At 70.2% G+C, this 24,276-nt stretch carries 27 protein-coding genes; 11 read left to right on the top strand and 16 right to left on the bottom strand.

All coding sequences use genetic code 11. The features are described 5' to 3' along the window. Positions 1-87 precede the first annotated feature (87 nt). Positions 88-321 carry a hypothetical protein gene (locus AAHG03_RS14065; RefSeq protein ID WP_342151299.1) on the top strand — a complete coding sequence of 78 codons (234 nt, stop codon included), beginning with the start codon at positions 88-90 and terminating at the stop codon, positions 319-321. A gap of 78 nt (positions 322-399) precedes the next feature. On the opposite strand, the gene AAHG03_RS14060 is transcribed toward AAHG03_RS14065, so the two are convergent. Beyond that, complete coding sequence (locus AAHG03_RS14060; RefSeq protein ID WP_342151460.1) at positions 400-1,164, bottom strand: alpha/beta fold hydrolase; 765 nt, start codon at positions 1,162-1,164, stop codon at positions 400-402. Between the two features lie 252 nt (positions 1,165-1,416). Here AAHG03_RS14060 and AAHG03_RS14055 point away from each other — a divergent pair, with 252 nt between their 5' ends. Both AAHG03_RS14055 and AAHG03_RS14050 read left to right on the top strand, forming a co-directional pair. Then, on the top strand, positions 1,417-2,247 hold the full coding sequence (locus AAHG03_RS14055; protein ID WP_342151298.1) for an FkbM family methyltransferase: 831 nt from the start codon (positions 1,417-1,419) through the stop codon (positions 2,245-2,247). Between the two features lie 124 nt (positions 2,248-2,371). Beyond that, the gene (locus AAHG03_RS14050; RefSeq protein ID WP_342151297.1) at positions 2,372-2,809 is read left to right on the top strand and encodes a hypothetical protein; all 438 of its coding nucleotides are present in this window, start codon (positions 2,372-2,374) and stop codon (positions 2,807-2,809) included. Positions 2,810-2,920: 111 nt separating this feature from the next. Here the strand turns inward: AAHG03_RS14050 and sfsA are convergent, their stop codons facing one another. Next, positions 2,921-3,643 carry a DNA/RNA nuclease SfsA gene (sfsA, locus tag AAHG03_RS14045; protein ID WP_342151296.1) on the bottom strand — a complete coding sequence of 241 codons (723 nt, stop codon included), beginning with the start codon at positions 3,641-3,643 and terminating at the stop codon, positions 2,921-2,923. A 97-nt stretch (positions 3,644-3,740) separates the two neighbouring features. On the opposite strand from sfsA, the gene AAHG03_RS14040 reads away from it, so the two are divergent. The 6 genes from AAHG03_RS14040 (at position 3,741) to AAHG03_RS14015 (ending at position 8,639) form a co-directional block, all read left to right on the top strand. Continuing rightward, positions 3,741-4,487 (top strand): competence/damage-inducible protein A, encoded by a 747-nt coding sequence (locus AAHG03_RS14040; RefSeq protein WP_342151295.1) that lies wholly within the window; start codon positions 3,741-3,743, stop codon positions 4,485-4,487. Between the two features lie 72 nt (positions 4,488-4,559). Further along, entirely contained in the window at positions 4,560-4,880 is a 321-nt protein-coding gene (gene fliN / locus AAHG03_RS14035) for a flagellar motor switch protein FliN (protein ID WP_056244556.1), read from the top strand. Between the two features lie 45 nt (positions 4,881-4,925). Then, positions 4,926-5,969 (top strand): flagellar motor switch protein FliG, encoded by a 1,044-nt coding sequence (locus AAHG03_RS14030; protein WP_342151294.1) that lies wholly within the window; start codon positions 4,926-4,928, stop codon positions 5,967-5,969. A 169-nt stretch (positions 5,970-6,138) separates the two neighbouring features. Beyond that, complete coding sequence (flhB, locus tag AAHG03_RS14025; protein WP_342151293.1) at positions 6,139-7,203, top strand: flagellar biosynthesis protein FlhB; 1,065 nt, start codon at positions 6,139-6,141, stop codon at positions 7,201-7,203. Further along, positions 7,200-7,646 carry a hypothetical protein gene (locus tag AAHG03_RS14020; protein ID WP_342151292.1) on the top strand — a complete coding sequence of 149 codons (447 nt, stop codon included), beginning with the start codon at positions 7,200-7,202 and terminating at the stop codon, positions 7,644-7,646. The genes flhB and AAHG03_RS14020 overlap by 4 nt, the downstream gene beginning before the upstream one ends. A gap of 309 nt (positions 7,647-7,955) precedes the next feature. After that, positions 7,956-8,639 carry a response regulator transcription factor gene (locus AAHG03_RS14015; RefSeq protein ID WP_342151291.1) on the top strand — a complete coding sequence of 228 codons (684 nt, stop codon included), beginning with the start codon at positions 7,956-7,958 and terminating at the stop codon, positions 8,637-8,639. 209 nt (positions 8,640-8,848) lie between these two features. On the opposite strand, the gene AAHG03_RS14010 is transcribed toward AAHG03_RS14015, so the two are convergent. The 6 genes from AAHG03_RS14010 to fliF all read right to left on the bottom strand — a co-directional run bounded on the left by AAHG03_RS14010 (position 8,849) and on the right by fliF (position 17,566). After that, positions 8,849-9,406 carry a transglycosylase SLT domain-containing protein gene (locus tag AAHG03_RS14010; RefSeq protein ID WP_342151290.1) on the bottom strand — a complete coding sequence of 186 codons (558 nt, stop codon included), beginning with the start codon at positions 9,404-9,406 and terminating at the stop codon, positions 8,849-8,851. A gap of 31 nt (positions 9,407-9,437) precedes the next feature. Beyond that, positions 9,438-12,188, bottom strand: coding sequence for a flagellar hook-length control protein FliK (fliK, locus tag AAHG03_RS14005; protein WP_342151289.1), 2,751 nt, complete (start codon positions 12,186-12,188; stop codon positions 9,438-9,440). Positions 12,189-12,230: 42 nt separating this feature from the next. Beyond that, entirely contained in the window at positions 12,231-13,487 is a 1,257-nt protein-coding gene (locus AAHG03_RS14000; protein WP_342151288.1) for a chemotaxis protein MotC, read from the bottom strand. A gap of 191 nt (positions 13,488-13,678) precedes the next feature. Next, a complete protein-coding gene (locus tag AAHG03_RS13995; RefSeq protein ID WP_342151287.1) occupies positions 13,679-15,067 on the bottom strand; it encodes a MotB family protein in 1,389 nt (462 codons plus the stop codon). 1 nt (position 15,068) lies between these two features. After that, entirely contained in the window at positions 15,069-15,833 is a 765-nt protein-coding gene (locus AAHG03_RS13990; RefSeq protein WP_342151286.1) for a hypothetical protein, read from the bottom strand. Next, entirely contained in the window at positions 15,833-17,566 is a 1,734-nt protein-coding gene (gene fliF / locus AAHG03_RS13985) for a flagellar basal-body MS-ring/collar protein FliF (RefSeq protein ID WP_342151285.1), read from the bottom strand. Before fliF ends, AAHG03_RS13990 begins: the two co-directional genes overlap by 1 nt. Positions 17,567-17,736: 170 nt before the next feature. Between fliF and AAHG03_RS13980 the strand changes: the two genes are divergently transcribed. Both AAHG03_RS13980 and AAHG03_RS13975 read left to right on the top strand, forming a co-directional pair. After that, positions 17,737-17,964 carry a hypothetical protein gene (locus tag AAHG03_RS13980; protein WP_342151284.1) on the top strand — a complete coding sequence of 76 codons (228 nt, stop codon included), beginning with the start codon at positions 17,737-17,739 and terminating at the stop codon, positions 17,962-17,964. Further along, positions 17,961-18,254, top strand: coding sequence for a type II toxin-antitoxin system RelE/ParE family toxin (locus tag AAHG03_RS13975; RefSeq protein WP_342151283.1), 294 nt, complete (start codon positions 17,961-17,963; stop codon positions 18,252-18,254). Before AAHG03_RS13980 ends, AAHG03_RS13975 begins: the two co-directional genes overlap by 4 nt. 16 nt (positions 18,255-18,270) lie before the next feature. On the opposite strand, the gene fliP is transcribed toward AAHG03_RS13975, so the two are convergent. From fliP to AAHG03_RS13935, 8 genes are all read right to left on the bottom strand, one after another. Continuing rightward, positions 18,271-19,026: a flagellar type III secretion system pore protein FliP gene (gene fliP / locus AAHG03_RS13970; RefSeq protein WP_342151282.1), complete on the bottom strand. Its 756-nt coding sequence runs from the start codon at positions 19,024-19,026 to the stop codon at positions 18,271-18,273. 221 nt (positions 19,027-19,247) lie between these two features. Further along, positions 19,248-19,766 carry a flagellar basal body-associated FliL family protein gene (locus AAHG03_RS13965; RefSeq protein WP_342151281.1) on the bottom strand — a complete coding sequence of 173 codons (519 nt, stop codon included), beginning with the start codon at positions 19,764-19,766 and terminating at the stop codon, positions 19,248-19,250. 148 nt (positions 19,767-19,914) lie between these two features. Further along, positions 19,915-20,628 (bottom strand): flagellar basal body L-ring protein FlgH, encoded by a 714-nt coding sequence (flgH, locus tag AAHG03_RS13960; protein ID WP_342151280.1) that lies wholly within the window; start codon positions 20,626-20,628, stop codon positions 19,915-19,917. Continuing rightward, positions 20,628-21,224 (bottom strand): MotE family protein, encoded by a 597-nt coding sequence (locus tag AAHG03_RS13955; RefSeq protein ID WP_342151279.1) that lies wholly within the window; start codon positions 21,222-21,224, stop codon positions 20,628-20,630. The genes flgH and AAHG03_RS13955 overlap by 1 nt, the downstream gene beginning before the upstream one ends. Positions 21,225-21,445: 221 nt before the next feature. Then, a complete protein-coding gene (gene flgI, locus AAHG03_RS13950; protein ID WP_342151278.1) occupies positions 21,446-22,588 on the bottom strand; it encodes a flagellar basal body P-ring protein FlgI in 1,143 nt (380 codons plus the stop codon). Beyond that, positions 22,588-23,073 carry a flagellar basal body P-ring formation chaperone FlgA gene (flgA, locus tag AAHG03_RS13945; RefSeq protein ID WP_342151277.1) on the bottom strand — a complete coding sequence of 162 codons (486 nt, stop codon included), beginning with the start codon at positions 23,071-23,073 and terminating at the stop codon, positions 22,588-22,590. Before flgA ends, flgI begins: the two co-directional genes overlap by 1 nt. A 59-nt stretch (positions 23,074-23,132) precedes the next feature. After that, positions 23,133-23,921 carry a flagellar basal-body rod protein FlgG gene (gene flgG / locus AAHG03_RS13940; protein WP_342151276.1) on the bottom strand — a complete coding sequence of 263 codons (789 nt, stop codon included), beginning with the start codon at positions 23,919-23,921 and terminating at the stop codon, positions 23,133-23,135. 12 nt (positions 23,922-23,933) lie between these two features. Beyond that, positions 23,934-24,269 carry a flagellar hook-basal body complex protein FliE gene (locus AAHG03_RS13935; RefSeq protein ID WP_342151275.1) on the bottom strand — a complete coding sequence of 112 codons (336 nt, stop codon included), beginning with the start codon at positions 24,267-24,269 and terminating at the stop codon, positions 23,934-23,936. Positions 24,270-24,276 lie beyond the last annotated feature (7 nt).

Raw genomic sequence — 24,276 nt, 5'->3', positions numbered from 1 at the left:
GGGCGGTCATGTTGGTGGGCTAGGAGCCCCGCAACGAACGCTGCCCCGACAACCGGCCCCAAGGAGGCCGCAGGAGTTCACCCCGTTATGACCCGTGTCCAGCCCTATGCCGACATCCTCTCCGCCGGGGACGGCCCGCCCACGCGCGTGATCGAGATCGGCGACCTCACCGCCGGCATCGCCGTCCCGGAGCGCGGCGGCGTGCGGTTCTTCTCGTCCGAGCCGCGCTTCGACGGCCTCGACGGCACCCTGTTCCGCACCGTCGAGCAGGCCGCCCGCGCCGCCCGCGACAAGAGCCGCCCGACGCGCCTGCGCGCGTAAGAGGCGTTTATTCCGAGACCGATTCGCACCGGCGGCCCGAGCACGGCCGCCGGTTTTTTCATGGGCGGTCGATGTCCTTCAGGGCCGCTGCGCCAAAAACTCCAGCACGCCCTGCCGGTGCAGCTTGTCGCCCACTGCGGTGGAATGGTCGCGGCCCGGCAGGTCGAGGGCGCGGGCGTTGGGCATCAGCCGGGCGAGTTCGCTGCCCGAACCCGCCACCGTGTCGAGCGTGCCGACCGAGACCAGGGTCGGGGTGTCGATGGCCGACAACTCGGCCCGCGAAAGGGTCTGGCGCGAGCAGCGGATGCAGGCGGCGAGCGCCTTCAGGTCGCTCTTGGTCTGCTCGGCGAACATCCGGAACGAGGCCGCGGTTGGGTTCGGCGCGGGCGTGCCGGCGGGGGCCTCCAGCGCCTCGGCGATGCCCTGCGGCAGGCCGCGCCCGTCCACCAGATGGAAGCCGAGGCCCCCGATCAGCAGCGAGCGCACGGCGTCGGGATAGTCGAGGGCGAGATAGGCGGCGATGCGCGCGCCCATCGAGTAGCCCATCACGTCGGCGCGAGGGAGGCCGAGATGGCGCAGCAGGCGCAGGCCGTCGCCTGCCATCAGGTCGGCGCCGTAGGCCTTCGGCGCGTACAGCTTCTCGCTCTGGCCGTGGCCGCGGTTGTCCAGCGCGATGACCCGGTAGCCGGCCTCCGACAGGAACTTGACCCACAGCGTGTTGACCCAGTTCACCGCGTGGTTCGAGGCGAAGCCGTGGATCAGCAGGATCGGGTCACCCGTCCCCCCTTTGGCCGGCACGTCGATGAAGGCGATCTCAACGCCATCGGAATCGAAGGTCTGCATGGCACCGACATGCAGCTTGGCCCCTCGGAATGTCAAAGGCTTCAGCATCATCGATTCTCCTTTCTAGGCCTCAATCGCCGGCGCCCGCCTCCGCGGGCTTAGGCTTCCGCTCCGCTCGACGCCTCGGCTGTCGCCGAGGCCCGCTGCGCGCGGCGCTCTTCGCGCCGCGAAGCCGCTGAGCGGCTTCGAGAAACGGCCGTCATTTCGACACGACTTGCCGCGGCCCCAATCGGCTGGCATCAGGCGGGCACGATGAAGGATTCCCAGCCCTACGGCACCTACGCCCCGACCGGGCTCGTCGCCCGGATCGCGCAGCGGACGCAGACGCTCGACGAGCATTCCTGGCGCGGTCGGCGGATGGCGATGCTGCTGCGCCGGATCGCGATCTCGCTGCTCGGCGGACAACCGCTCGATGTCGAGCGCTACGGCGCGCGGATGCGGCTGCACCCCTACAACAACAATTGCGAGAAGAAGGTGTTGTTCACGCCGCAGTTCTTCGACTCCGAAGAGCGGGCGATCCTGAAGGCGCGCCTGAAGGACGACGCGGTGTTCCTCGATGTCGGCGCCAATATCGGCGCCTACGCGCTGTTCGTGGCGGCGCTCACCGGCCCGCGCGCCCGCATCCTCGCGGTCGAGCCGCAGCCCGACGTGTTCGACCGTCTGACCTACAACATCGCCCAGAACCCGTTCGGCACGATCAAGGCCATCGCCTGCGCGGTCGCCGACCGGGCCGGCGAGCTGACGCTGTTCATCGATCCGCGCAACCGCGGCGAATCAAGCGTGAAGATCGTCGGCACTCACAAGAGCGCCGCGATCCGCGTGCCGTCGGTGACCCTGCTCAGCCTGTGCCGCTCGGAAGGCATCGCCCGCATCGACGCGATCAAGCTCGACGTCGAGGGCGCCGAGGATCTGATCCTCGAGCCGTTCTTTCGCGAGGCGCCGGAAAGCCTGCGGCCGGCGCTGCTGATCGTCGAGAACGGAACCGAGCAGTGGCAGATGGATCTGCCGGCGTTGCTGGAGGGGTATGGCTATCGGCGGGTTGCGCGGACGCGGTTGAATTTGGTGTTCGAGCGGGTGGGGTGAGGGCGGGCCACTTCTCAGTCCATCACTTGGACTTGCAAAGTCTGCTCGGGGTGGAAAGCAGCTATTTGGTGGTCCTTGCTTACATCGTGGATGCACAAGCGATCGTGGGATGACGATGAGGGCGATGGCACGGCCGAACAGGGGGGGGGTAGCGGCGGCTGTCGTATTCCTTGTGGGCTATGGATGGCTATACAATCCGAAATATTTTTTCCGAGATGAAGAAGTAACTCCAGAAGCCCGGCACGCTTTGGATACTAAACGCCAGTACCTAAAGAAAGAAATAAAATTGAGCAGATCCGGTCTACAGCAGACAGGCTCTACTCAGTCGTTTTCATTCAATCTCACTGTATACAATAATGGAAACAAGGACGTGAAAGATATCCATATTATCTGCCGTATGTTCCGATCTTATGGAGAAGAAATAGGCACACTTAAAACAACTTTCTATATAGATTTCAAAGCAAAAAGTCAGAGGCAGATTAACGATATAAGAACCTCTGTGCGTCGCGATTTAGGCGCCGTTGACTGTGAAGTAGTAGATGCTCTTGTTGTAAATAATTAGAGTCATCTAATCGTAAATGCAGGCAGCCGATTAACTAAGTGCTTGCATAGATCCTGACTTACGAACGGTCCGCTAAGAGTCGTGAGCGGACGCACCCCGACAGAATATCCCTCAAGTTCGGATACCGCCGACGATCGGCACCCCCTCCGCAATCACCACCCCCTCCACCCCAACATCACACCGATACGCATACGCCTCGACCCCCGCGTCCAGCGCCCCCCGAAACGCCCGATCGAACCCCGGATCGATGTCGCGCGCCACGTCGAACCGGTCCGCCCGCATCTGGATCACCACGATCAGCATCGCCCGGCCGCCCTCTCGCACCACGTTGGCCAGTTCCTCCATGTGGCGGGCCGAGCGGGCGGCCTTGCAGTCGGGGAACTCGGCGAGGCCGGGGTGGCGCATCAGGTGGCAATTCTTCACCTCGACGTGGCAGGGCGGCAGGCCGCCGCCGGTCGCCAGGAAATCGACGCGGCTCGCCTTACCGTAGGCGACTTCGGGGCGCAGCGACTCGTAGCCCGTGAGCGGCGCGAGGCGTCCTTCGTGAAACGCCTCCGCCACCAGGGCGTTGGGGCGGGCGGTGTTGATGCCGACCCATTGCGGGCCGCCGGGCAGGTCCGCCTCCACCAGCTCCCAGGAATAGGGCAGTTTTCGCGACGGGTTGGTCGAGGTCGAGAGCAGCACCCGCGCGCCCTCAGCATTGAGCCCGAGCATCGCCCCCGGGTTGGCGCAGTGCGCGGTGACGAGGCGCCCGTCCGCCAGCGTCACGTCGGCGAGGAAGCGCTTGTAGCGCCGCACGAGGCGGCCTTCGGTCAGTTCCGAGGGAAAGCGCATCGGTCGCACCCGTCACACCGCGCGGGACGGACGCGGCGGCTTCGCCTAAACCGATCCGCGCTCTAGCTTCCAGGGCCGAATTCGCCGCCGAGGCCGCATGTCCCAAGAATCCGAAAAATCGCAAGAAATCACCGCCGCGATCCTGATCATCGGCGACGAGATCCTGTCGGGGCGCACCAAGGACAAGAACATCGGCGCCATCGCCGACGTGCTGACCGAGATCGGCATCGATCTGCGCGAGGTGCGCATCGTCCCCGACGTGATGGACGAGATCGTCACCGCCGTGAACGAGCTCAGGGCCCGCTACACCTACCTCTTCACCTCCGGCGGCATCGGCCCGACCCACGACGACATCACCGCCGACAGCGTGGCGAAGGCCTTCGGGGTCGGCATCGACGTGGATGAGCGGGCGCGCGCCATGCTGCTGGAGCGTCACCGCCCGGAGGACCTCAACGAGGCGCGGCTTCGCATGGCCCGCATCCCGGAGGGCGCCGACCTCATCGCCAACCCGATCTCGAAGGCGCCGGGTTTTCGGATCGGCAACGTCCACGTGATGGCGGGCGTGCCGCAGATCATGAACGCCATGCTCGACGAAATCCGCCCGACGCTGACCTCGAACGCGCCGGTCATCTCGGAGACGATCGAGGCCGGCAACATTCCCGAGGGCAATTTCGCGGGCGCGCTTGGCACCCTCGCGGCGGCGCATGGCGGCGTGTCGATCGGCTCCTACCCTTCGATGACGGCGGAGGGGTTTCGCAATCGCATCGTCGTGCGCGGGCGGGACGCCGAGGCCGTGGCCGCGGCGCGAGCCGCGATCGAGGCGATGCTGGAGGGGCTGAGATAGCCGCGCGGCGACAGCCTCGCGTCAGCCACGGCGGCTAGACCGGGCCCGCAGTCCCTCACGAGTCGACCCGCGATGAGCAGCCCGTTCCCCGACACCGAGACCGCCGCCGACACGCTGATCGGCGAGGGCCGCAACCTCGATTCGATCCTGCGCATCCCGGTGCTGATGCAAGTGGTGCTGGGCTCGGCGACGATGCCGGTGGCCAACCTGATGAAGCTCGGGCGCGGCGCCGTCGTGCCCCTCGACCACCGGGTCGGCGAGCCGGTGGACGTGATGGTCAACGGCCGCGTCATCGCCCGCGGCGAGATCGTCATCGTCGAGGAGGACAATTCCCGCTTCGGAATCTCGCTCACCGAGGTGGTCGGGCCTTCCGGCTCCGATCAGAACGGCTAGTCTCACCCTTTCCGCTTCGTGCTCTAGCACTCCGACAGGGTGAGGATGTCCGCGAGCCCCGTTCCCGCTCCCGCACCGGGCCGCGCCATGGCCCGACGGCTCGATCCGACCGATCAGGTCGCCGCGCTGCTGCTCGCCATGGGCAAGCCGGCCGCCGGGCGGCTGATCAAGTATTTCGAGCCGGACGAGCTGAAGCGCATCACCCGCTCGGCCTCGCAGCTCGGCGCGGTCAGCCCCGACCAGCTCGACGCGGTGGTCGAGCACTTCGCCGAGGAGTTCAAGGCCGGCAACAGCCTCGTCGGCACGGCCAACGAGGTCGAAAAACTGCTGTCCGGGCTGCTGCCCGCCGACCAGATCGCCGACATCCTGTCCGAGGTGCGCGGCAACGCCACCCGCTCGGTGTGGGAGCGCCTCGGCACGGTGCAGGAGAGCGTGCTGGCGAGCTACCTCGTCAAGGAGCACCCGCAGACGGCGGCGCTGATCCTGTCCAAGGTCAAGCCCGCCACCGCCGCCAAGGTGATGGGCCACCTGCCCGCGCCGACCCGCAACACCGTGATGCGGCGGATGCTGAGCTTCAAGCCCATCGTCGACGAGGTGCTGCTCAGCATCGAGAAGACGCTGCACGAGGACTTCATGATCAACGGCGCCCGCAATTCCGGCGCCGACACCCACGCCAAGATGGCCGACATCATCAACAAGATGGAGCGCCATCAGATGGACGACGTGCTCACCAGCCTCGGCGAGTCGCGGCCGAAATCGGTCGAGATCCTGAAAGGTCTGCTGTTCACCTTCGACGACATCGTCAAGCTGGCGCCGCGCGCCCGCACCACCCTGTTCGACGCCGTGCCGAACGACCGCCTCGTGCTGGCGCTCAAGGGCACCGACGCCGAGTTCCGCGGCACCGTGCTCTCGGCGCTGTCGGCCCGCGTGCGCCGCATGGTCGAGCACGAACTCAACGGCGGCGAGCCCGCGGCGCAGCGCGACGTCATGGAGGCGCGTCGCTCCATCACCGACACCGCCATGGAGATGGCCGGCCGCGGCGAGATCGAGATCAATCCGGGAGGCGAGGATGAAGCCCTCATCCGGTGATTGGTTTTTTTTAGTTGTCTCGATCCCGTGCCGGGATCGAGACGCCCGGCGGACGACCGCCGCCGCGCCGTCGCGCGGGCGAACGATGGCGAGTCGGGCTCGCCATCGTTCGGGGCGCTCAGCCCTGCTGAGTTCAGCCCCGCCGCCTTCGGCCCGAAAGGGCTGAGGCGTGGCGGAGGACACCGACAAGGAGAGCAAGACAGAAGCCGCGACCGAGAAGCGGGTCCGCGACGCGATCGAGAAGGGCGACATCCCGTTCTCGCGCGAGGCGCCGGTCTTCGCCTCGATCCTCGGCTTCCTCTTGGCGCTCGCCTTCTTCGCCCGCGGACAGGCGGCGCAGCTCACGCAAAGCCTGTCGCCGCTCTTCGACGAGCCGCGCGGCTTTCGCCTGGAGACCGGCGAGGACGCGACGATGCTGCTGCATGGGGTGGCGCTCGCGACCGGCCGGTTCCTGCTGCCGTTCCTCGTGCTGCTGTGCGTATGCAGTCTCGCGGCCTCGCTGCTGCAGAATCTGCCACGCTTCGTCGGCGACCGGATCACGCCGAAATGGTCACGGGTCTCGCCGGTGGCCGGATTGTCGCGAATCTTCGGGTTGCAGGGTCAAGTCGAGTTCCTGAAATCCGTCGTTAAATTCCTGTCGGTCAGTGTGGTCGCCCTCCTGCTCCTTCGCTCGGAGCGGACAAGAGCCGTCAATGCCATGTTCGTCGATCCGAGCCAGCTGCCAGAACTGATCCTGACCGTCTCGATCCGCCTCGTCTCGGCGGTGGCGATCGCCATCATCGTGATCGTGGCGGGCGATCTCGTCTGGTCGCGCATCCGTTGGCAGCGCTCGCTGCGGATGTCGCGCCAGGACATCAAGGACGAGCACAAGCAGTCCGAGGGCGACCCCTCCGTGAAGGCCCGCCTGCGCTCGCTCGCCCAGGACCGCGCCCGCAACAAGATGCTCGCCAACGTCGATCGCGCCACCGTCGTGATCGCCAACCCGACCCACTTCGCCATCGCCCTGCGCTACGAGCCGAGCGAGAACCCGGCGCCGCTGGTGCTGGCCAAGGGTCAGGACCTGATTGCATTACGTATTCGCGCGATTGCCGAGGAAAAAGGCATCGCCGTGATCGAGGACAAGCCTCTCGCAAGATCGCTGTACGATGCTGTGCAGGTCGATCAGACGATTCCGGCGGAGTTCTACCGCGCCGTGGCGCAGATCCTGTTCTTCCTGTTCGCGAGAGCCCGATGACCGCTCAGGCCGCTCCCCTCTCGCCCAGCCTTCCCGGCCTGCCCCCCGGCATCGCCGCCGCGGAGGAGATCTTTGCCAATGCGCTGCGCGACTTCATCGGCGAGCTCTGCCTCGTCGACGGCGGGGTGCTGATCGGCTGGATCCGCGGCCAGCACCACGGCAACATCGCCGACGTGGTGGCGTCCTCGGCCGAGCTGTTCTTCAAGGACTCGGTGCTGACCTATGCCGACGGGGCCGACGTGTGCCTCGATTTCGGCCGCTCCATGCAGGTCGTGCTGGACCTCGAATTCTCGGCCCAGCCGCTGACGGTGTTCTTCAAGCTCGTACTGGACGAGATGTTCGCGGGCGTCGCGATCCAGCGCATCGTCGCCGAGGACGCCGCCGCGCTCTGCCTCGACGGCTTCGCCACCGCGCTCGCCCAGGCCCGCGTCGGCCACGCCTGAGCTGGGCGGCGGAAATCCGCAAAAAAGCCCGGATAGATCGGTATCCTCGACAAAACTCCTAAAAGTTAACAAACTATTGGTTCATGCGCCTGATCGTGGTATGAATGCACCACTCGCATGGGCCGATGCGCAACATTCGCGTTCGGAAATTAAATATCGCGCAATGGAATTGACCACTCTGTTGCGGTGCGAGATGGATGGGGCGGTCGCGAATCGAGGGTGCGCGTGGGCTCCGGCATCAGGGGTGCACGCGCGTCCGGTGGCCACCGGCCGGGTCCTCTCCCGCCGGGTGTGGGGAAAGAGCCGTCGATGTATTTCCTGGTCGATCCACGGGAAGCGGTGAACGAGGGGTACAAGGCCAGTTTCGAGCGGGAGGGCGTCTCCTCCTTCGGCCTGCTGCCGGACGAGTTCCTGAGCTGGATCGAGGCGGCCTCGCAGAGCGATCTCGACGCGGTGCAGGGCTTCCTGCTCGGCGACTTCGAGGAACGCGCCAAATGCGCCACCTCGATCCGCCGCCATTCCCGCGCGCCGATCATCGCGCTGGCCGATCTGCGCTCGCTGGAGCAGACGGTGCAGTTGCTCGATGCCGGCATCGACGACGTGCTCCCGAAGCCCGTCCATGTCCGCGAGATACTGGCCCGCTCCGAGGCGATCTGGCGCCGGGTCAACGGCGCGCTGCCGGCCCCCGCCGAATCCGCGCCGACAGCGGAGCGCCTCAAGGTGTTCCACGACGGGCGCGACCCCGAGATCGACGGCGTGCCGCTCTCCCTGCCGCGGCGCGAGCGCCACATCCTCGAATACCTCGTGCGCAACCGCGGGCGCCGGCTCACCAAGACGCAGGTCTTCAACGTGGTCTACGGCGTCTACAGCAACGGCGTCGAGGAGAGCGTGATCGAGGGCCACGTGAGCAAGCTGCGCAAGAAGCTCAGCGAGCGCCTGGGCCACGACCCGATCGAGGCGAAGCGGTATATGGGCTACACCTATAACGGGTGAGCGCCGGGCAACCTGCGAGTTGACCGCCTCGACTTCCATCCTCCCCCGTCATTCCGGGGCCGCGCAGCGGAACCCGGAATCCACGACTGGGCACGACGCTGTGATGGGCCGTGCATCACGGGTGGATTCCGGGTTCTCGCCTGCGGCGAGCCCCGGAATGACGGTGGGGAGTTTCGGCGCTCGCGTCATAATCGCTCGTCGAAGCCCGCCTATCCCGGCTGACAGAACGCCTTCGCCCCCGGCGTCCAGTTCCCGAAACCCGTCGCGACCATGTTGGCGATGACGCGGCAGACATAGACTTTCTGGGCCGGGTTGTTGTTCGGCCCGGCGTGGTAGCGGGCGACCGCCAGCGTCCAGCTGCCCTCGCGGTCGCGCAGCTCCTTGAGGAAGCGGGTCGCGTACTCGACGTTCTGGGCCGGGTCGATCATCGCCTCCAGCGACGCGAACTTTTCGCGGTGATAGTGGTGGTTGATCTGCATGCAGCCGAGATCGACCAGCCGCACGCCTTCGCGCTGCGCCTGCCCCAGCCGCGCGATCACGTCCGCCGGACCGGTGCCGAAATAGGCCCGCCCGCCGATGTTCATGGCGTAGGGCTGGAGCGAGCCGCGCTTGCCGCTCTCGGTCAGCCCCACCGCGTAGAGCATGCCGAGCGGCACGCCGTAGCGGGCGGCGGCCCGCGCCATCTGCTGCTCGCAGACGTTCGAGCCCGCCCGCGCGTTCCCGTCCGGCCCCTCCGAGGCGGTGGCGTTGCGGGGGCTTCCGGACATCGGCGGCACGCTGGTCGCGGCCAGCGCCGCGCTAGAGATAGAGATCGCTGCGAGGAAGAGCGGAAGACGTGCCGTCATGGTCCTGTTCCTTGGCGCGGGGCGCGGGCTCCGGTCCCTCGCGGGACGGGCGCCGGCCCGGCGGCTGGTCGGCCGAAGCCCCGCCCGATTGTCCGTTCTGAAGGCCTGCGGAAAAATTCTGCGGGGCGCCCCGCTCCGGCGCGGTGCCGAGGCCGCCGCCCGCCTCGATGGTGAGCGATTGCGGCGCGTAGCCGGCCTCGCGCAGCAGCTCGGACAGCGCGCCGCCCTCCCGGCGCAGGCGCTCGGCGGTGTCCTCGCGGCCGGTGCGCAGGTTCATCTCCAGCCGCCCGTCCTGCAGCCGCATCCGCACCAGCACGGTGCCGAGATCGGCCGGATGCAGCTGAAGCGTCAGGATGCGCAGCGGCCCGGCCTCGCTCGGCACGGCGGTCCGCACCGGCGCCGCGGGCGGCGCGGGCGGGAACTGCGCGCTCACCGCATCGACGATCTGGCGCAGCGGCGAGGCCGGCCCCGGATGGCCGACGGGCGTCGCCGTCACCGGGGCCGCGGGCGCGGGGGCCTCCGGGGCGCGCGGCTCGGCCGGAGCCTCGGCCGCGACCGGGCTTTCCTCCGGGCGCCGCTCCGAGGCGGGGGCCGTCTCGACCCGCGCGGGCGAAACACGCGCCGGCTGCTCCACCCGCTGCGGCGCCACGCCGGTTTCGGCCCGCGCCGGCGCGACGGCGGGCATCGCCCCCGCCTCGGTCCGGACGGGAGACGGCGCATCGTCGGTCACCGCATCCGGCGCGTCGCCCGCGCGAAGCGGGGCGCCGGCCCGTTCTGCTTCCACGCTCGTGGGCAGGGCCGGCGGGGCGGCGGTGTCCGAGGCCTGCGGGGCCGGCCCCGCGTCGCCGGCCGGCAGGGGGGCGCGGCCCGGCAGGCTCGCCTGCACCGCAGCCTGCCGCTCGCCGGCCGCACGGTGCGCGGCGCCGGTCTGGACCGGCACGGTCGCTGCTTGACCGGCGCGGGGGGCCGTCCGTGGCGTCTCGTCGGAACGCGCGTCCGGCACGGGCGCCGCCTCGTCGAGCGGGCGCTGCGCCTCGCCACGCGCCGCCCGCGGGGCCGCCGAAGCGACGGCTGACGCGGTGGCGGACGCGGTGGCCGCGACGTGCGGGGCCTCGCCCGGGCCGGGCTGGGCATCGGCGTGCGGCTGCGCGGAAACAGGAGCATCCACCGTGCCGGCCGGGAGGGCCGCCGGCAGCGGCGCGACGGCGTGCGGGGGCGCGGCCTGCGGCTCGGCCGCAACCGAGGCGGTGATAGCGGCTGCGACTGTGCCCTCCACCGAAGCGCGCACGGGCGATCCGGTGGTGACCGGCGCTGACGGCGGAGCCGTGTCCGCGGGTACGGCGGCCGCGAGGGCGGATGGTGCGGTCACTGCCGGATCGCCCGCGGCGGCTTCCGTAAGGGGCGCCGATGCGGTGACGGAAGACGTGAATCGGGCCTCGACCGCCGGATCGTTGGCGACGACCGTCGAACGCACCTCGACCGTCGCGGCCGGAGGCGGGGCGGAGCGATCCTCCGTGATCGCCCCGGACACCGTGGCCGGGGACGCCGCGCGCCGGGCGGGCGACGGGCCGGCCGGCTGCGCGTCAGCCGCCTCCGTCGCGGGCGCGGCGACAGGATCGGAAGGCGCCGTCGCCGGGGCTGCGTGCGGATCGGCCGCTCCGTCCCGGTCGGCGGCTGCCGTCACGGGCGGCGCTTCGACCGCCGCGGCCACGGCGAGCGGGCGCGGCGCGGACGGCGGGACGGGGGCGGGGGTCGGAGCCGCGACCGGAGCGGATGGCGTCGCGAGCGTCTGGACCGGTCTCTCGGCATCCGGTCCGGGGGGCGTCTCGGTCGCGACGGGCCGGGTTTCGGGCAGCGCAGGTGCCACCGCCGGACGCGACGCCGTGGTCGCGATACGGGGGGAGGGCGGCATCGCCGTTGCCTCGAGGGGCGCCTGACGGGTCGCGGGAGCGGACGGCGCCGCGGCCGGCGTCGCCCGCAATGCGGCCGGGGGCTCGGCTGCCGGTGACGCTGAGGATGCCATCTGTCCCTGCACCGGTGGGACGGCGGGCGTCGGTGATCCGCCATGCGCCGTGAGGCCGGCATGCACGGCCGGGCCGGGCATCGTCACCTGCGGCGGGGCAGCGGGCGAGGCCGGGACGACGGGGCGCGCATCGGGCCGGAGCGCGGCGTTGGGCGTCTGCGCGGAAGCGGTGGGGGCGGCCGGTGCCCGATCCGGGACCGCGAACGCCGCGCTCTGCTCGGCCGCGGCACCCGGCACGGCGCGGGTCTGGACCGGCGCGAAATGCGTCTCGATGCCGACGAGGGTCATGCGCGGCGCGGGCGCGGGAGCCTCGGCGGCGGGGACGCCCGCGCGGGCGGCGGCGCGCTGCACGATCGCCGACAGGGCGGCCTCCGGTGCAAGGGCTGGCGAAAGGGCCGGGGCGGGGGCCGCCGGGACGGGCGTGGCGAGCGCCATCAGGTCGCGCAGGGAGGCGCCGGATTCGTCGGCGGGGGTCTCGCCGGAGCGGGGATCGGCCGGCATGGGAAACGGCGCGGCCTCCTCGCCCTCGGCGCCGGCCTCCGCGGGGGCGGGGCGTGCCTCGAACGCTTCCAGCATCGCCTCGAAGCCGGGGGCCGCGCGCGGGCCGGCCTCGTCGCCCGTCGGCGCGCGGCCGGCCTCGGCCTTGGGGCGCAGGAGCGTCAGGGTGTCGAGGGGCGTCATCACGCGGGATCGGGGCTCCAAAAGGCGTCCAACGGGTTTCGGTTACGGTTCCAGCGCCCGCTCGGCGCGGGCCAGGGCCTCGCGGGCGCGGCCGATGGCCGGGGCCTCCGGCACGGCACGGCGGGCGCTCGCCTCGGCGGGCGTCGGCGTCGGGCTCGGCAGGGGTCCGCGGATCTGGCCGGCGGCGGAAAGGGCGGAGTCCAGGAGTTCGGCGTCGGCGTCCGTGAAGGCGGCGCGGTCGAGGCCGCGCAGGGCGTCGGTGGCCTCCTCGAACCGGCCCTCGGCAACGATCAGCGCCGCGCCGCGATAGAGCCGGGCCTGGGCGGCGGCACGGGTGTCCGGGCCGGCAAGCCCCGCGGCGCGCTCGGCGGCGAACAGGGCCGTCTCGCGCCGGCCCTGCTCCAGCCCAGCGCGGGCGACGAGGAGGTAGAGGTCGCGCCGGCTCTCCGGCTCGATCTCGTCGAGCATCCGCTCCAGGCTGACGATGCGGGTGCGGTCGCTGTCGAAGTCGAGCCGGGTCAGCGCCGCGGCGAAGCGCTGGCGGAAGTTGCCGGCGTAGACCGAGCGGCGGAACCGGCGCAGGTACTGGATCGACAGCGCCTCGAAGCGCGCGGCATCACCCCCCTGCGCCACCACGAAGATCTGGCGGCGCAGCGCGCCCTCCTCGACCAGCGTGCCCGGCGACAGCAGGCGGGCGAGGTCTAGGAGTTCGAGGGATCGCACCGGCGCCTCGCGCACCAGCAGCGCCGATTGGGTCAGCGCGAGCTGGCCCGCGAGCCCCGCCGGAAACGTCCGCGCGTCGAGACCGGCAAGGCGGGCGCGGGCCTCCCTCTCGCGGCCCTGGAGGAAGTCGAGCGCGCCCTGCGCCAGCATCACCTCCGCCTCCGGCACTTTGCCGGTGGCGATGACGCGGCGCAGCGCCCCCGGCCCGCCGCCCGCGAGCGCGAAGGTGACGGCGGCGCGCACGTTCTCCGGCGCGGCCCAGGTCTCGGGGTCGAGTTCGGTCAGCTTCTGCTCGATGTGGACGAGGAGTTGGCGCTGGGCGAGGTGGGCCTGGGTCGAGCCGCGGGCGATGCGGTCCTGCAGCAGTTGGAGCGTGCGCACGAGTTCCACCGGCAGCCCGTGCGGGGTCACCGGCAGCGGTTCGATGGGTTTGGCCGGCGCGCCGTGGCCGCCATGCCCGCCGTGGTCGTCCGCCGGGGCGGCGTGGGAATCCGCTGCGGGCGCGGCGGCATGGCCGCCGCCGTGATCCGCTGCCATAGCGGGTACGACGAGACCGAGTGCGAGGAGCGCCACCAAAACCCTCCCCCCTCTGCGGGGGAGGGTGCCCGCGGAGCGGGCGGGAGAGGGGAGCGACGCTGCCGGAAAGTGCGGAGCCAGCCCCTCATCCGACCCCCTTCGGGGGCCACCCTCTCCCGCGGAGGGGAGAGGGGAGGCGCGCAACGCGGTTTTTGGCGCGTGAGGCTGATAGCGAGCAGAAGTCCACCGCATCATTCCGGCAGCCCCCGCAGCAGAATCTCGATGCGGCGGTTCTCCGCTGCCTTCGGGTCGGCGGGCACGCGGGGCTGGCGGTCGGCGTAGCCCTCGATCCGCTCGACGCGGGCCTCGTCGACGCCGCCGCGCACGAGCATGTAGGAGGCCATCTGCGCGCGTGCCGAGGACAGGCGCCAGTTGTCGTAGGTCTCGGACTTGAACGGCCGCCCGTCGGTATGGCCGCGCAGGACGATCTTTCCGGGGCGCGCGTTGATCACATTGGCGATGCGCTCCAGGGCCTTGACCACCTTCGGCGTCGGCTCGGCCGAGCCGATCCCGAACATGCTGAAATTGATCTCGTCGGTGATGCTGATGAGGATGCCCTCGCCGGTGCGGCGCACCTCGACGTTCGGGGCCGGGCTCGCGGTCGCCAGCGGCTGCACCGCCCTGGCAATCTCGGCCTTCAGCTCCGCCATCGCCGCAGTCTCTGCCGCCTTGGCCTCCTGCGCCGGCTCTTTCGCCACCGGCTTGATCTCGGCCGGCTTGGCGTCGGGGGCCTTCGCCTCGACGGGCTTGGGCTCGGGCAGCTTGGCCTCGACGGGCGCCGGGGCTTCGGCCGGCTTCGGCTCGGGTTCCTTCACGACCGGCATCGGCTCGGCGGAGGCGAGGCGCACGCCCGCCGCCTTCATCGCCTCGTGCAGGCTCTGGCGCGCGGCCTCCTTCTTCGCGGCGTCCTTGGCCGCGTCCTTCGAAGGCTCCTTCGGTGTCTCCTTCGCCGCCTCTTTGACGGGCGCTGCGCCGGATTGCCCCTTGGCGTCGAGGCGCGTCTCGGACGGGGCCGCCGCGCCGGTGTCGAGGGCGCCCGGCGTCTCGGTGCGGCGGCGCGGCAGGGGGGCGACCTGCCAGTAGAGCGGATCGAACGGATCGCGGCTGATCTCGCCGCCGGTGATGCCCGGCTGGCCGGATTCGAGCGCGGAGGCGTCGGGGCTCGCGGCCTCGGGCGCGCCCTCGACATCCGCCGCGAGCTTGGCCAGCACGGCGTAGGGGTCCTGGAAGAGGGCGGATTCGCGCGCGCGGCTGCCGGGCGCGCCCGCGGCGCCGCCCTTGCCTTCGCCCTCGCTCTCCCCCTTGCCCTTGCCGTCCGGCGCGGGATCGTTCGGCACGTCCTGCGGGTCGTTGACGCCCTTACGGTCGTGCGTGACCTCGGCGAGCTTCACCGGGTTGAAGTACTCGGCGATGGTCTGCTTCTGCTCCTTGCTGGTCGAGTTGATCAGCCACATCACGAGGAACAAAGCCATCATCGCCGTCATGAAGTCGGCGAGCGCGATCTTCCAGGCGCCGCCGTGGTGACCGTCCTCGTGGTCGCCGTGGCGCTTGATGATGATGATCTCTTGGTGCTCGGACATCTCACGCCCCCGCCACGGCGTCGGCGATCAGCCGGCCCCAGGCCGACAATTCGGTCTCGATCACGGTCTCGCCCGCGCTCACGGTGACCTCGGTCACGTCCGCGGCCGTGAAGGCGACCGCCGCCGACAGGCCGGACAGCCGCCCGGACAGCGCCGCGATCAGGTCCTCCGGGCCGGTGATGGAGATCGCCGCCGGCTGCGGTTCGGCGAGCAGGCGCGTCACCGCGTGGGACAGGGCCTCGACCGCCTGCCGCCGCAGGGCCTGGTTCAGGACCGGGGCCAGCAGCCGGGCGACGCGCTCCGACAGGGCGGCGTCGAGCCCGGCGAAGGCCGAAGCGAGCTGGCCGGCCAGCACCGTGCCCTCGGTCTCGGCCCAGGTGCGGCGGGCGTCGGCCAAGCGCGTCTCGAAGGCGGCGCGCTCCTGCGCGAGCCGTTCTTCCGCCTCGGCCAGCGCCTCGGCGCGACCGGCCTCGTGCCCGCGCGCCTCGGCCGCGGCGATCAGCGCCGCGCGATCCTCCGCCGGCCGAACCGGGGCCGGCGCGAGGCCCACGGGGGCGAAGGCGGGGCCTCCAATGGCGCCCGGGGTCACGATCTCGGACACGGGCGCCATCGGGGCGGCCGGCATCGCGACCGGAGCGGGCGCGGCGGCCTGCGGCTTGGCGCGCGACGCGGGGCGGAACCAGTTCCCGTCGAAATCCGGCGCGCCCGCGGCGGCCGGGGGCGCCTGTCCGATCTCGGGCAGGAGCCGGGCGATCAGGCCCTCCATCACGCCGGCTCCTCACGCATCAGCCAGCGCTTGAGGACGGCGGCGACCTGCTCCTCGTCGATGTCGATGAGCTGCTCCAGCCGCTTCTGCGGCGAGCGGGCCGCCTTGTCCTCCAACTCCTCCATCAGGCCGGCCATGCCAGGCGCCATGAGTTTCTGGGGCTCGCCCGTGGCCGCAGTCGCGACCGTGCCGGGGGCGGCGAGCGCGGGTGCGCCGTCCATGGCGCCGCCCGCCGACCCGATCTGCTGCGCCGCCGCAGCCGCCGCCCCGGCGGCGAGCGCGGGCGCGCCCTCGGGGGCGTTGAGCGCGGCGATCTCGGCCTGCTGCGCCTCCGGCACGGCCAGGATCGAGCGCAACGCGGGCCTGAGGCCGAACCAGATCAGAAGGGCGGCGACGACGAGGATCGTGGCGGCGTTGATGAGCGTGCCGGACTGCTTCATCAGCACGTCGGTGACGGAGAGCGGCGGCACCGGCTCCAGCGGCTGGCCGTCGTTGACGAAGCCGACCGCCGCGACCTTGATCGTGTCGCCGCGCTCCTTGCTGAAGCCCGCGGCCGAGCCGACCAGTTCCTCGATCTCGGCGATCTGCTTTTCCAGCGCGGCCTTGTCGTCGGGGCCGGCGAGCGCGGTCAGCCGCGAGCGGTTGACCAGCACGGCGACCGAGAGGCGGCGGATGGCGTAGCCGTCGCTCACCGTCTGCACGGTCTTCTGCGAGATCTCGTAATTGGTGAGATCCTCCTTCTTCGAGGTCTCGTTGCTCGACTGGTCGTTGCCGTCCGAGCGGGCGCGCTGGTCGGGCAGGTTCTCCTGGGCGCTGGTCGGGCGCTGGCTGGCGCGGTTCTGCGCGTTCTCGCTCTCGCGGACCGAGCGGACCGAGCGCTCGACGCGCTGGTCGGGGTTGTAGATCGTCTCGTTGGTGCTCGTCTTGTCGGTGTTGAGCTGCGTCGCGACGCTGACCTCGAAGTTGCCGACGCCGAGATAGGGCGAGAGCGTGCGGCGGATGTTGTCCTGCATCTCGCGGCTGACCGACTTTTCCAGCGTCGCCATCTTGCCGGTCGGCGCGGTGGTCGAATCGTCGCCGGCGAGCAGCACCGTGCCCTCGGAGCCGATCACGGTGACGCGGTCGGGCTTCATGCCGGGGATGGCGGAGGCCACGAGATGGCGGATGGCCTGCGCGCCCGACACGTCGTCGGCGGGCTCGGTGCGCACCACCACGGAGGCCGAGGCCGGCTGCTGATCGCGGCGGAACGAGCCGCGGTCGGGGAGCACGAGGTGGACGCGGGCGGCGCGCACGCCCTTCATGCCCTGGATCGTGCGGGCGATCTCGCCTTCGAGCGCGCGGACGCGGGTCACCTCCTGCATGAACGAGGTCATGCCGAGCGAGCCGAGATCGTTGAACAGCTCGTAGCCGGACTTGGAACTCTGCGGCAGGCCCTTTTCGGCGAGCAGCATCCGGGCCTGCGCGGTGTGGCCGTAGGAGACCAGCACGGCCGAGCCGTCCGCCGACACGTCGAACGGGATGCCGTTGTCCTTGAGCACGCCGCCGATGCGGCCGACATCCTCGCGCGACAGCCCCGTATAGAGCATCTCCTGCGCCGGGCGGCTCAGGTAATACGCGCCGATGCCGACGCCCAGAAACACCAGCAGGCCGACCAGCCCGAGGGCGATCAGCCGCCTCGCGCCGAGATCGACGATGTTGCTCCACAATCTCTCGGCTTGCTCGCGACCGGGCATCCTGAGGCCATCCCGAACCGGACCGGGGCGTTGGTCCGGTTCCCATGTCGCCGGTCAGCCTTGTGTGGGGGTTGCGCTGAGGCGGCCGGCGCGATGTCCATCGACACCCGGCCGTCGCGCGTCCAAAATCCGGGTCGGAGTGGTCTTCGCGCGATGCGAGAGGTCAGGACATGACGAAGCGGTTGGAGCAGGCCATGGAGCGAGCCCGATCCCTCCCGGCCAACCTACAGGACGAGATCGCCAGCCTCGTGCTCGCCTATGCCGGTGAGGACGATGAAGTTCTCGTGCTGACGCCCGAGGAAGAGGCCGATCTGCTCGAAGCGCGCGGCGAGATGGAGCGCGGCGAGTTCGCCGATGCCGCCGCGGTCGAAGCCGTGTTCGCGAAGTATCGCGGGTGAGCCTTTCGCCGCGCGAACTGCGCTTCCAGGCGCGGGCGCTCCGGCAGATCGACGAGGCGCTCGGCTACGTCCAGGCCCGCTCGCCGCAAGGCGCGGCGAAGATCGAGGCGCGCCTTGCTCATCTGCTCCAGCGACTTCGGGAGCATCCGCAACTCGGCGTCAGGACCTCGGTCTCCGGGGTGCGTCGTCTCTATCTCGTCCCCTATCCCTATCTGGTCGACTACGTCGTGACCGACGACGCCATCATCGTGCAGCGCTTCCGCCATACCGCACGGCGGCCTGTGCCGTAGACCTGAGGCCAAACCGTCAGAAGAACGACCGCACCAGCCCGCTCACCAGCAGATTCCATCCGTCGATCAAGATGAAGAAAAGCACCTTGAACGGCAGCGAGATCACGGTCGGCGGCAGCATCATCATGCCCATCGACATCACGATGGTGGAGACGATGATGTCGATGACGAGGAACGGCAGCACGATCAGGAAGCCGATCTCGAAGCCGCGGCGCAGTTCGGAGATCATGAAGGCCGGGATCAGGATGCGCAGATCCACCTTTTCGCCCGCTTCCGCCTTCGGGAAGTTGCGGCTGGCCAGATCCGTGAAGGTCTGGAGGTCTTTCGGGCGCACGTGCTGGGTCATGAACTCGCGGAACGGCTCGACGATCTTGGAAAACGCCTCCTCCTCGCCGATGCGGTTCTCCTGCAGCGGCTTCACGCCCTCGTTCCAAGCGCGGTCGAAGGTCGGGGCCATGACGTAGAAGGTCATGAACAGCGCGAGCGACACGAGGAAGATGTTGGCCGGCGTGCTCTGGAGGCCGAGGCCCGAGCGCAGGAACGAGAACGCGACGGCGAAGCGCGTAAAACTCGTCACCATGACGAGAAGGCCCGGCGCCAGCGACAGCACGGTCAGCAGCGCGACGAGCTGGATGATGCGCCCGGACGCGGCGCCGTTGCCCGCGGGCAGCAGGGCGTCGAGGCCGGGCACGCCGGTGACGCCGCCCGCGTTCTGGGCGAGGGCGGCGGTGGCGGAGAGGCCCACGACGGCGACGGTCGCCGTCGCGATCATCCACGAGCGACGGGAGCGCGACCCCAAACCCTCCCCCCTCTGCGGGGGAGGGTGCCCTGCGGAGGCAGGGCGGGAGAGGGGAACCACGCTTCCGGTGAATTCGCCGTCGACGGCGGCCAAGTGGCACCGTCGCTCCTCTCTCCCGCCCCCCTTCGGGGGCCACCCTCCCCCGCGGAGGGGGGAGGGGGAACGCGTCGGGTCGGGATGAGCCATAGCCGCGCTCATTGAACCACCAGGGATTCGACGATGAGTTCGCGCACGGCGCCCTTGGTGCGGATGGCGACCCTTTCGTTGAGGTCCTCGCGCAGGTGCTGGAGGCCGCTGGCGCCCTCGATCTGGGCGAGCGACATCGTGCGCAGATAGGCCACCGCGTCGGCGCGGATTTCGGCGAGCGTCACGTCCGGGTTCGGCAGGGTGCCGGTCTTGAACACGATGGAGGATTCGATCCGCACCCAGGCGTCGGCGGGCTCGGCGAGGTTCGTCACCGCCGAGCCGACGCTGCGCAAGCTGAGGTCGCCGGTGTAGTTGAGCACCTTGACGGCCTTGTCGGCCTCGTCGCGCTTCTTGAGGTCCACCGACTTCTCGACGTTGCCGACCAGGTAGACGCCGAGCCCGCCGCCGGTGCCGACGGCCACCAGCGTGACCAGCAGCAGCGCCCCGATCCAGCCCTTGCCGCCCTTCCTCGCGCCGTCCTTGGTCTCGGCCATGATGATTCTTCCGCCGGTGCGTGTCCCATCCATCCTCCTCATCCTGAGGTGCTAGGCGTCAGCTCAGCTTTGAGCGAGGGCTCCAGGGATCGCCGTGATGTCTGGAGGGCTCGCTCAAAGCCCTCCGCTTCGCTCCGGCACCTCAGGATGAGGGGGAGGGTGGGATGAGGATGATCGCGCCTCAGAACGGCGCCACCGTTTCAAAAATCTGCTGGCCCACCGTCGGCCCCTGCACGTCGGTGAGGCGGCCGCGACCGCCGTAGGAGATGCGGGCCTCGGCGATCTTGTCGTAGTCGATGGTGTTCTTGCGCGAGATGTCGCGCGGGCGGACGATGCCGGCGACGTTGAGCACGCGCACCTCGTTGTTGACCCGCACCTCCTGCGAGCCCGAGATCATCACGTTGCCGTTGGGCAGCACCTCGGTGACGACCGCGGCGACCGAGAGGCTGAGCGATTCCTTGCGGTCGATGTTGCCCTGGCCCTTGGTCGAGGTGCCGGAGCGGATGCCGGTGTCGGCGGTGGCCGAATCCTTCAGCGCCGAGACGCCGTAGCCGAAATCGAAGCCCAGGAAGCTCTTCTGGCTGCGCTCGCGCTCGGTCGCGTTGTCGAACTGCGCCTTGTCGTTGATGGCGATGGCCACCGTGATGACGTCGCCGACGTTCTTGGCGCGCGGGTCTTGGTAAAGGTCGGCGCTCGCGGGCGACCATGTCGAATGGTAGCTGTGGCGCGGGCCGTACGAGCCGAAGGTCGTCGGCAGCGGCTCGCGCGGGGCGTTGAGCCCGGTGCCGACCGGGGTCAGCACCGGCGCGCGGCCGAGGCGGTCGAGCTCGTTGGTCTGGCAGGCGCCGACACTGAGCGCGAGGCAGCCGGCGAGGGCGGTATACGAGCCACGCATCACGATCTCTCGTTCTTTCTGGGAGCCGGCGCGGGCGCGGGCGGCGCGTCCTTGCGGCCGGTGTCCGACATCTTGCGGGCGAGGTTGGCCGCGCGCGTCGCCTCCATCTCGGAGAGGATGGCGCTGGCCGCGCGCGCGTTGAGCTTGGTCAGCAGCGCGGCGGCCGATTCTTCGGGCATGTTGGCGAATTGCAGCGCCGCCGCGTCGGGCTTCATCTTGGCGTAGACCGCGACCACGCTCTCGTCGGCCTTGGCCAGGAACTCGTTGCGGCGCTTGAGCCAGGTCTCGTACTCGGCCCGCTTCTCCTCCAGCGCCTTGATCCGCTCCTCGACCTGACGCTCCAGGGTCGCGAGCTGCTCCTTCTGCCACGCGAACCGGGCGTCGGCGGCAGCGTCCGCGATGTTGGCGCAGTAGCCGGTCTTCCCAGGCTCCTTGGCGACGTAGTCCTGGGCCGAGACCTCCTTCGGCGCGTCGCGGATCGCGAGCGCCTTCATCGCGGCCTCTTTCGCCGGGTCCGGCTTGTCGTGGCCTCCGGCCGCGAAAGCGGCGCCCGAGAGGGCGAGCCAGAGGGCGAGGGTGTGGGGGAGGCGAGGCATCCCCTCTCCCCGCACGCGGGGAGAGGGCTTTGCCGACCTTGTCGTCGGCAAAGCGAGGCGGCAGCCGAAGGTGAGGGGGACTCGACGGAGGAGACTCGTCCGGAAACGCCCCCTCACCGCCGCTTCGCTTCCTTTAGGGACGACAAGGTCCCTAAAGGCCTCTCCCCGCGTGCGGGGAGAGGGGGTTCCCGTCCCGCGGCAAGCTGAATGAGTCTGGCGGTTCACTGGACCACGAGCTCCGCTTGCAGCGCGCCGGCGGTCTTCACCGCCTGCAGGATCGCGATGATGTCGGTGGGTTTCAGGCCGACCTGATTGAGGCCGCGCACCAGCGTCTGCAGGTCGGAGCCGCCGAGGATGGCGAGCTTGCCCATCTGCTCCTGGGCGGCGACCTCGGTGCGGGGCACCACCACGGTCTGGCCGTTGGAGAAGGGCGCGGGCTGGGACACCTCGGGCGCCTCGGTGACCCGCACCGTGAGGTTGCCGTGGGTGACGGCCACCGTGGAGATCTGCACGTTGCGGCCGATCACGACCGTGCCGGTGCGCTGGTCCACCACGACGCGGGCCGGGGTGTCGGGCTGGATCGTCAGATCGCCGATCTCGGCCACCAGCCGGGTCTGGTTCATCTGGCGCCCGCGCATCACCACGACGGCGCGCTGGTCGCGGGCCGAGGCGATGCGGCGGCCGAAGGCCGAGAGCGACCACGCGTTGATGGCGTCCGAGATCTGGATCGCCGACTTGAAGTCCGGGTTCTTCAGCTCGAACACGAGTTCGGGCAGATCGCGGAAGGTGCCGGGCACCTCGCGCTCGATCAGCGCGCCGTTGGGGATGCGGCCCGCTGTCGGCACGCCCTGCGTCAGCTGCTCGGCCTGCCCCTGCACGGTGAAGCCGGAGACCGCGAGCGGCCCCTGCGCCGCCGCATAGACGAGCCCGTCGCCGCCGGTGAGCGGCGTCATCAGCAGCGTGCCGCCCTTCAGCGAGGTGGCGTCGCCCATGGAGGTGACGGTGACGTCGATGCGCGAGCCGGTGCCGGTGTAGGGTGGGAGGTCGGCGGTCACCATGACGGCGGCGATGTTGCGGGTGCGCAGCCGCGCGTCGCGCACGTTGATGCCGAGCCGGTCGAGCAGCGATTGCAGCGATTGCTCGGTGAACTGCGCGTTGCGCAAGGTGTCGCCCGTGCCCTGAAGGCCGGTGACGAGGCCGTAGCCGAACAGCTGGTTGTCGCGCACGCCTTTCAGCGTGGCGATGTCCTTGATGCGGGTGCCGCCCGCGGCGCGGGCCGGGCCGGCGACGAGGGCGAAGCCGAGACCCGTGACGAGCCCGAGCAGGACCGCGATGAGGATACGGTGCGTCGGTCGCCGCAGCATCACTGCGCGCCGATCTTGATGCGGCCGTCCGCCATCACGACGCCGAGCACGATGCGGTTGGTGTCGGTGTTGCGCACCCGGATCGTCTCGCCGAGCCCCCCGTTCTGGAGCGGCGAGCCGACGGTGGTGATGACGAGGCCGTTCTCCTCGAACACCATCTGGGTCGGGGTGTTGCGGCTCACCAGCCGAGGATCGTCCACGGCGTTGACCGGCACCGGCTCGCCCGGCAGCAGCATCCGCCGCGCCTGCCGCCCGGCGATGGCGAGCGGCGCGTCGATGACGGCCGCCCGCGCCTTGAAGGTCGAGGGATAGGCCTGCATCCGCAGCATCGATTCCTTGATCGTGTCGCCGGGATAGATCGTGACGACGGGCACCGGCAGCATGAGTTCGCCGCCCGCCATGCCCTCGATGGCGAGCGCCGGCATCTGGCTGGACCCGGCGAGCAGGGCGAGGGCGAGGCAACGGGCGAGGAGCGTGCGGGCCATGGGGATCGCGCCGATACGGAAGGGAGGGGAGGGCGGGCGTCGCGACGCGGGAGGCGGCGTCAGCGGATGCCCTTCGAGACGGTGCCGGCCATCTCGTCGGCGGCCTGGATCACCTTGGAGTTCATCTCGAAGGCGCGCTGGGCCGTGATCAGGTTGGTGATTTCCTTGACCGGATCGACGTTCGAGCCTTCGAGGTAGCCCTGGTGCAGCCGGCCGAAGCTGACGTCGCCGGGATTGCCGACGACCGGCGCGCCGGAGGCCGGAGTCTCGCGGTAGAGGCCGTTGCCGAGCGGCTCCAGGCCGGATTCGTTGGCGAAGTTGGCAAGCGTGAGCTGGCCGATGTTCTGCAGCGCGACCTGCCCCTGGACCTTGGCGAAGACCTGACCGGATTCATTGATCGTGACTTCCGAGGTGTTCTGCGGAATCAGGATCGCCGGATCGATGGCGTAGCCTTCGAGCGTCACGAGCTGGCCGGTGGCGTTCTTGTTGAAGGCGCCCGCGCGGGTGTAGTTGATCTCACCGCCGGGGCTGGTGATCTGGAAGTAGCCGCGCCCGTTCACCGCCAGATCGAGCTGGTTGCCGGTGTTGGCCAGTTGCCCCTGGCGATGCAGGTTGCGGATCGCGGCGGCGCGCACGCCTAAGCCCAGCATCGCGCCCTCCGGCACGGCTTCCTGGCCGGCTTGGTTCGGCGCGCCCTGCTGGCGCTCGGCCTGATAGAGCAGGTCGGTGAACTCGGCCCGCGCGCCCTTGAAGCCGGTGGTGTTGAGGTTCGCGATGTTGTTCGCGATGACCTCCAAGTTGAGCTGCTGGGCCGACATGCCCGTGGCGGCGATGGCGAGAGCGCGCATGGGTCAGTCTCCTCAGATCGGCATGCGGCTGAGTTCGAGATAGGCGGCCACGACCTTGTCGCGGATCGCGACCACGGTCTGGAGGCTCTGCTCGGCGGACATCACCGCCTCGACCACCTGCTGGGCCGACGCGTTGCCCTGGATGCCGGCGATCGAGGTCGATTCGCCGACCCGCAGGGCGTCGCGTGCTTGCGTCGCGAACTGGGCCATGATGTCGCCGAAGTCGGTGCCGGCTGCGGGCGCCGCCGCCTGGACGGGGAGCGCCGCGCGCTGGACCGGCGCGGTCCCGGCGAAGGAGGTGCCGGCGACCTTGTCGAAGGCCGACAGCGAGGTGAGTGCCTCGATCATCGTTGCT

Source organism: Methylorubrum subtropicum (genome assembly GCF_038442325.1).
GTDB lineage: Bacteria > Pseudomonadota > Alphaproteobacteria > Rhizobiales > Beijerinckiaceae > Methylobacterium > Methylobacterium subtropicum.
Note: the sequence above shows the minus strand (reverse complement) of the source record. Positions and strands in the feature narration are given on the sequence as shown.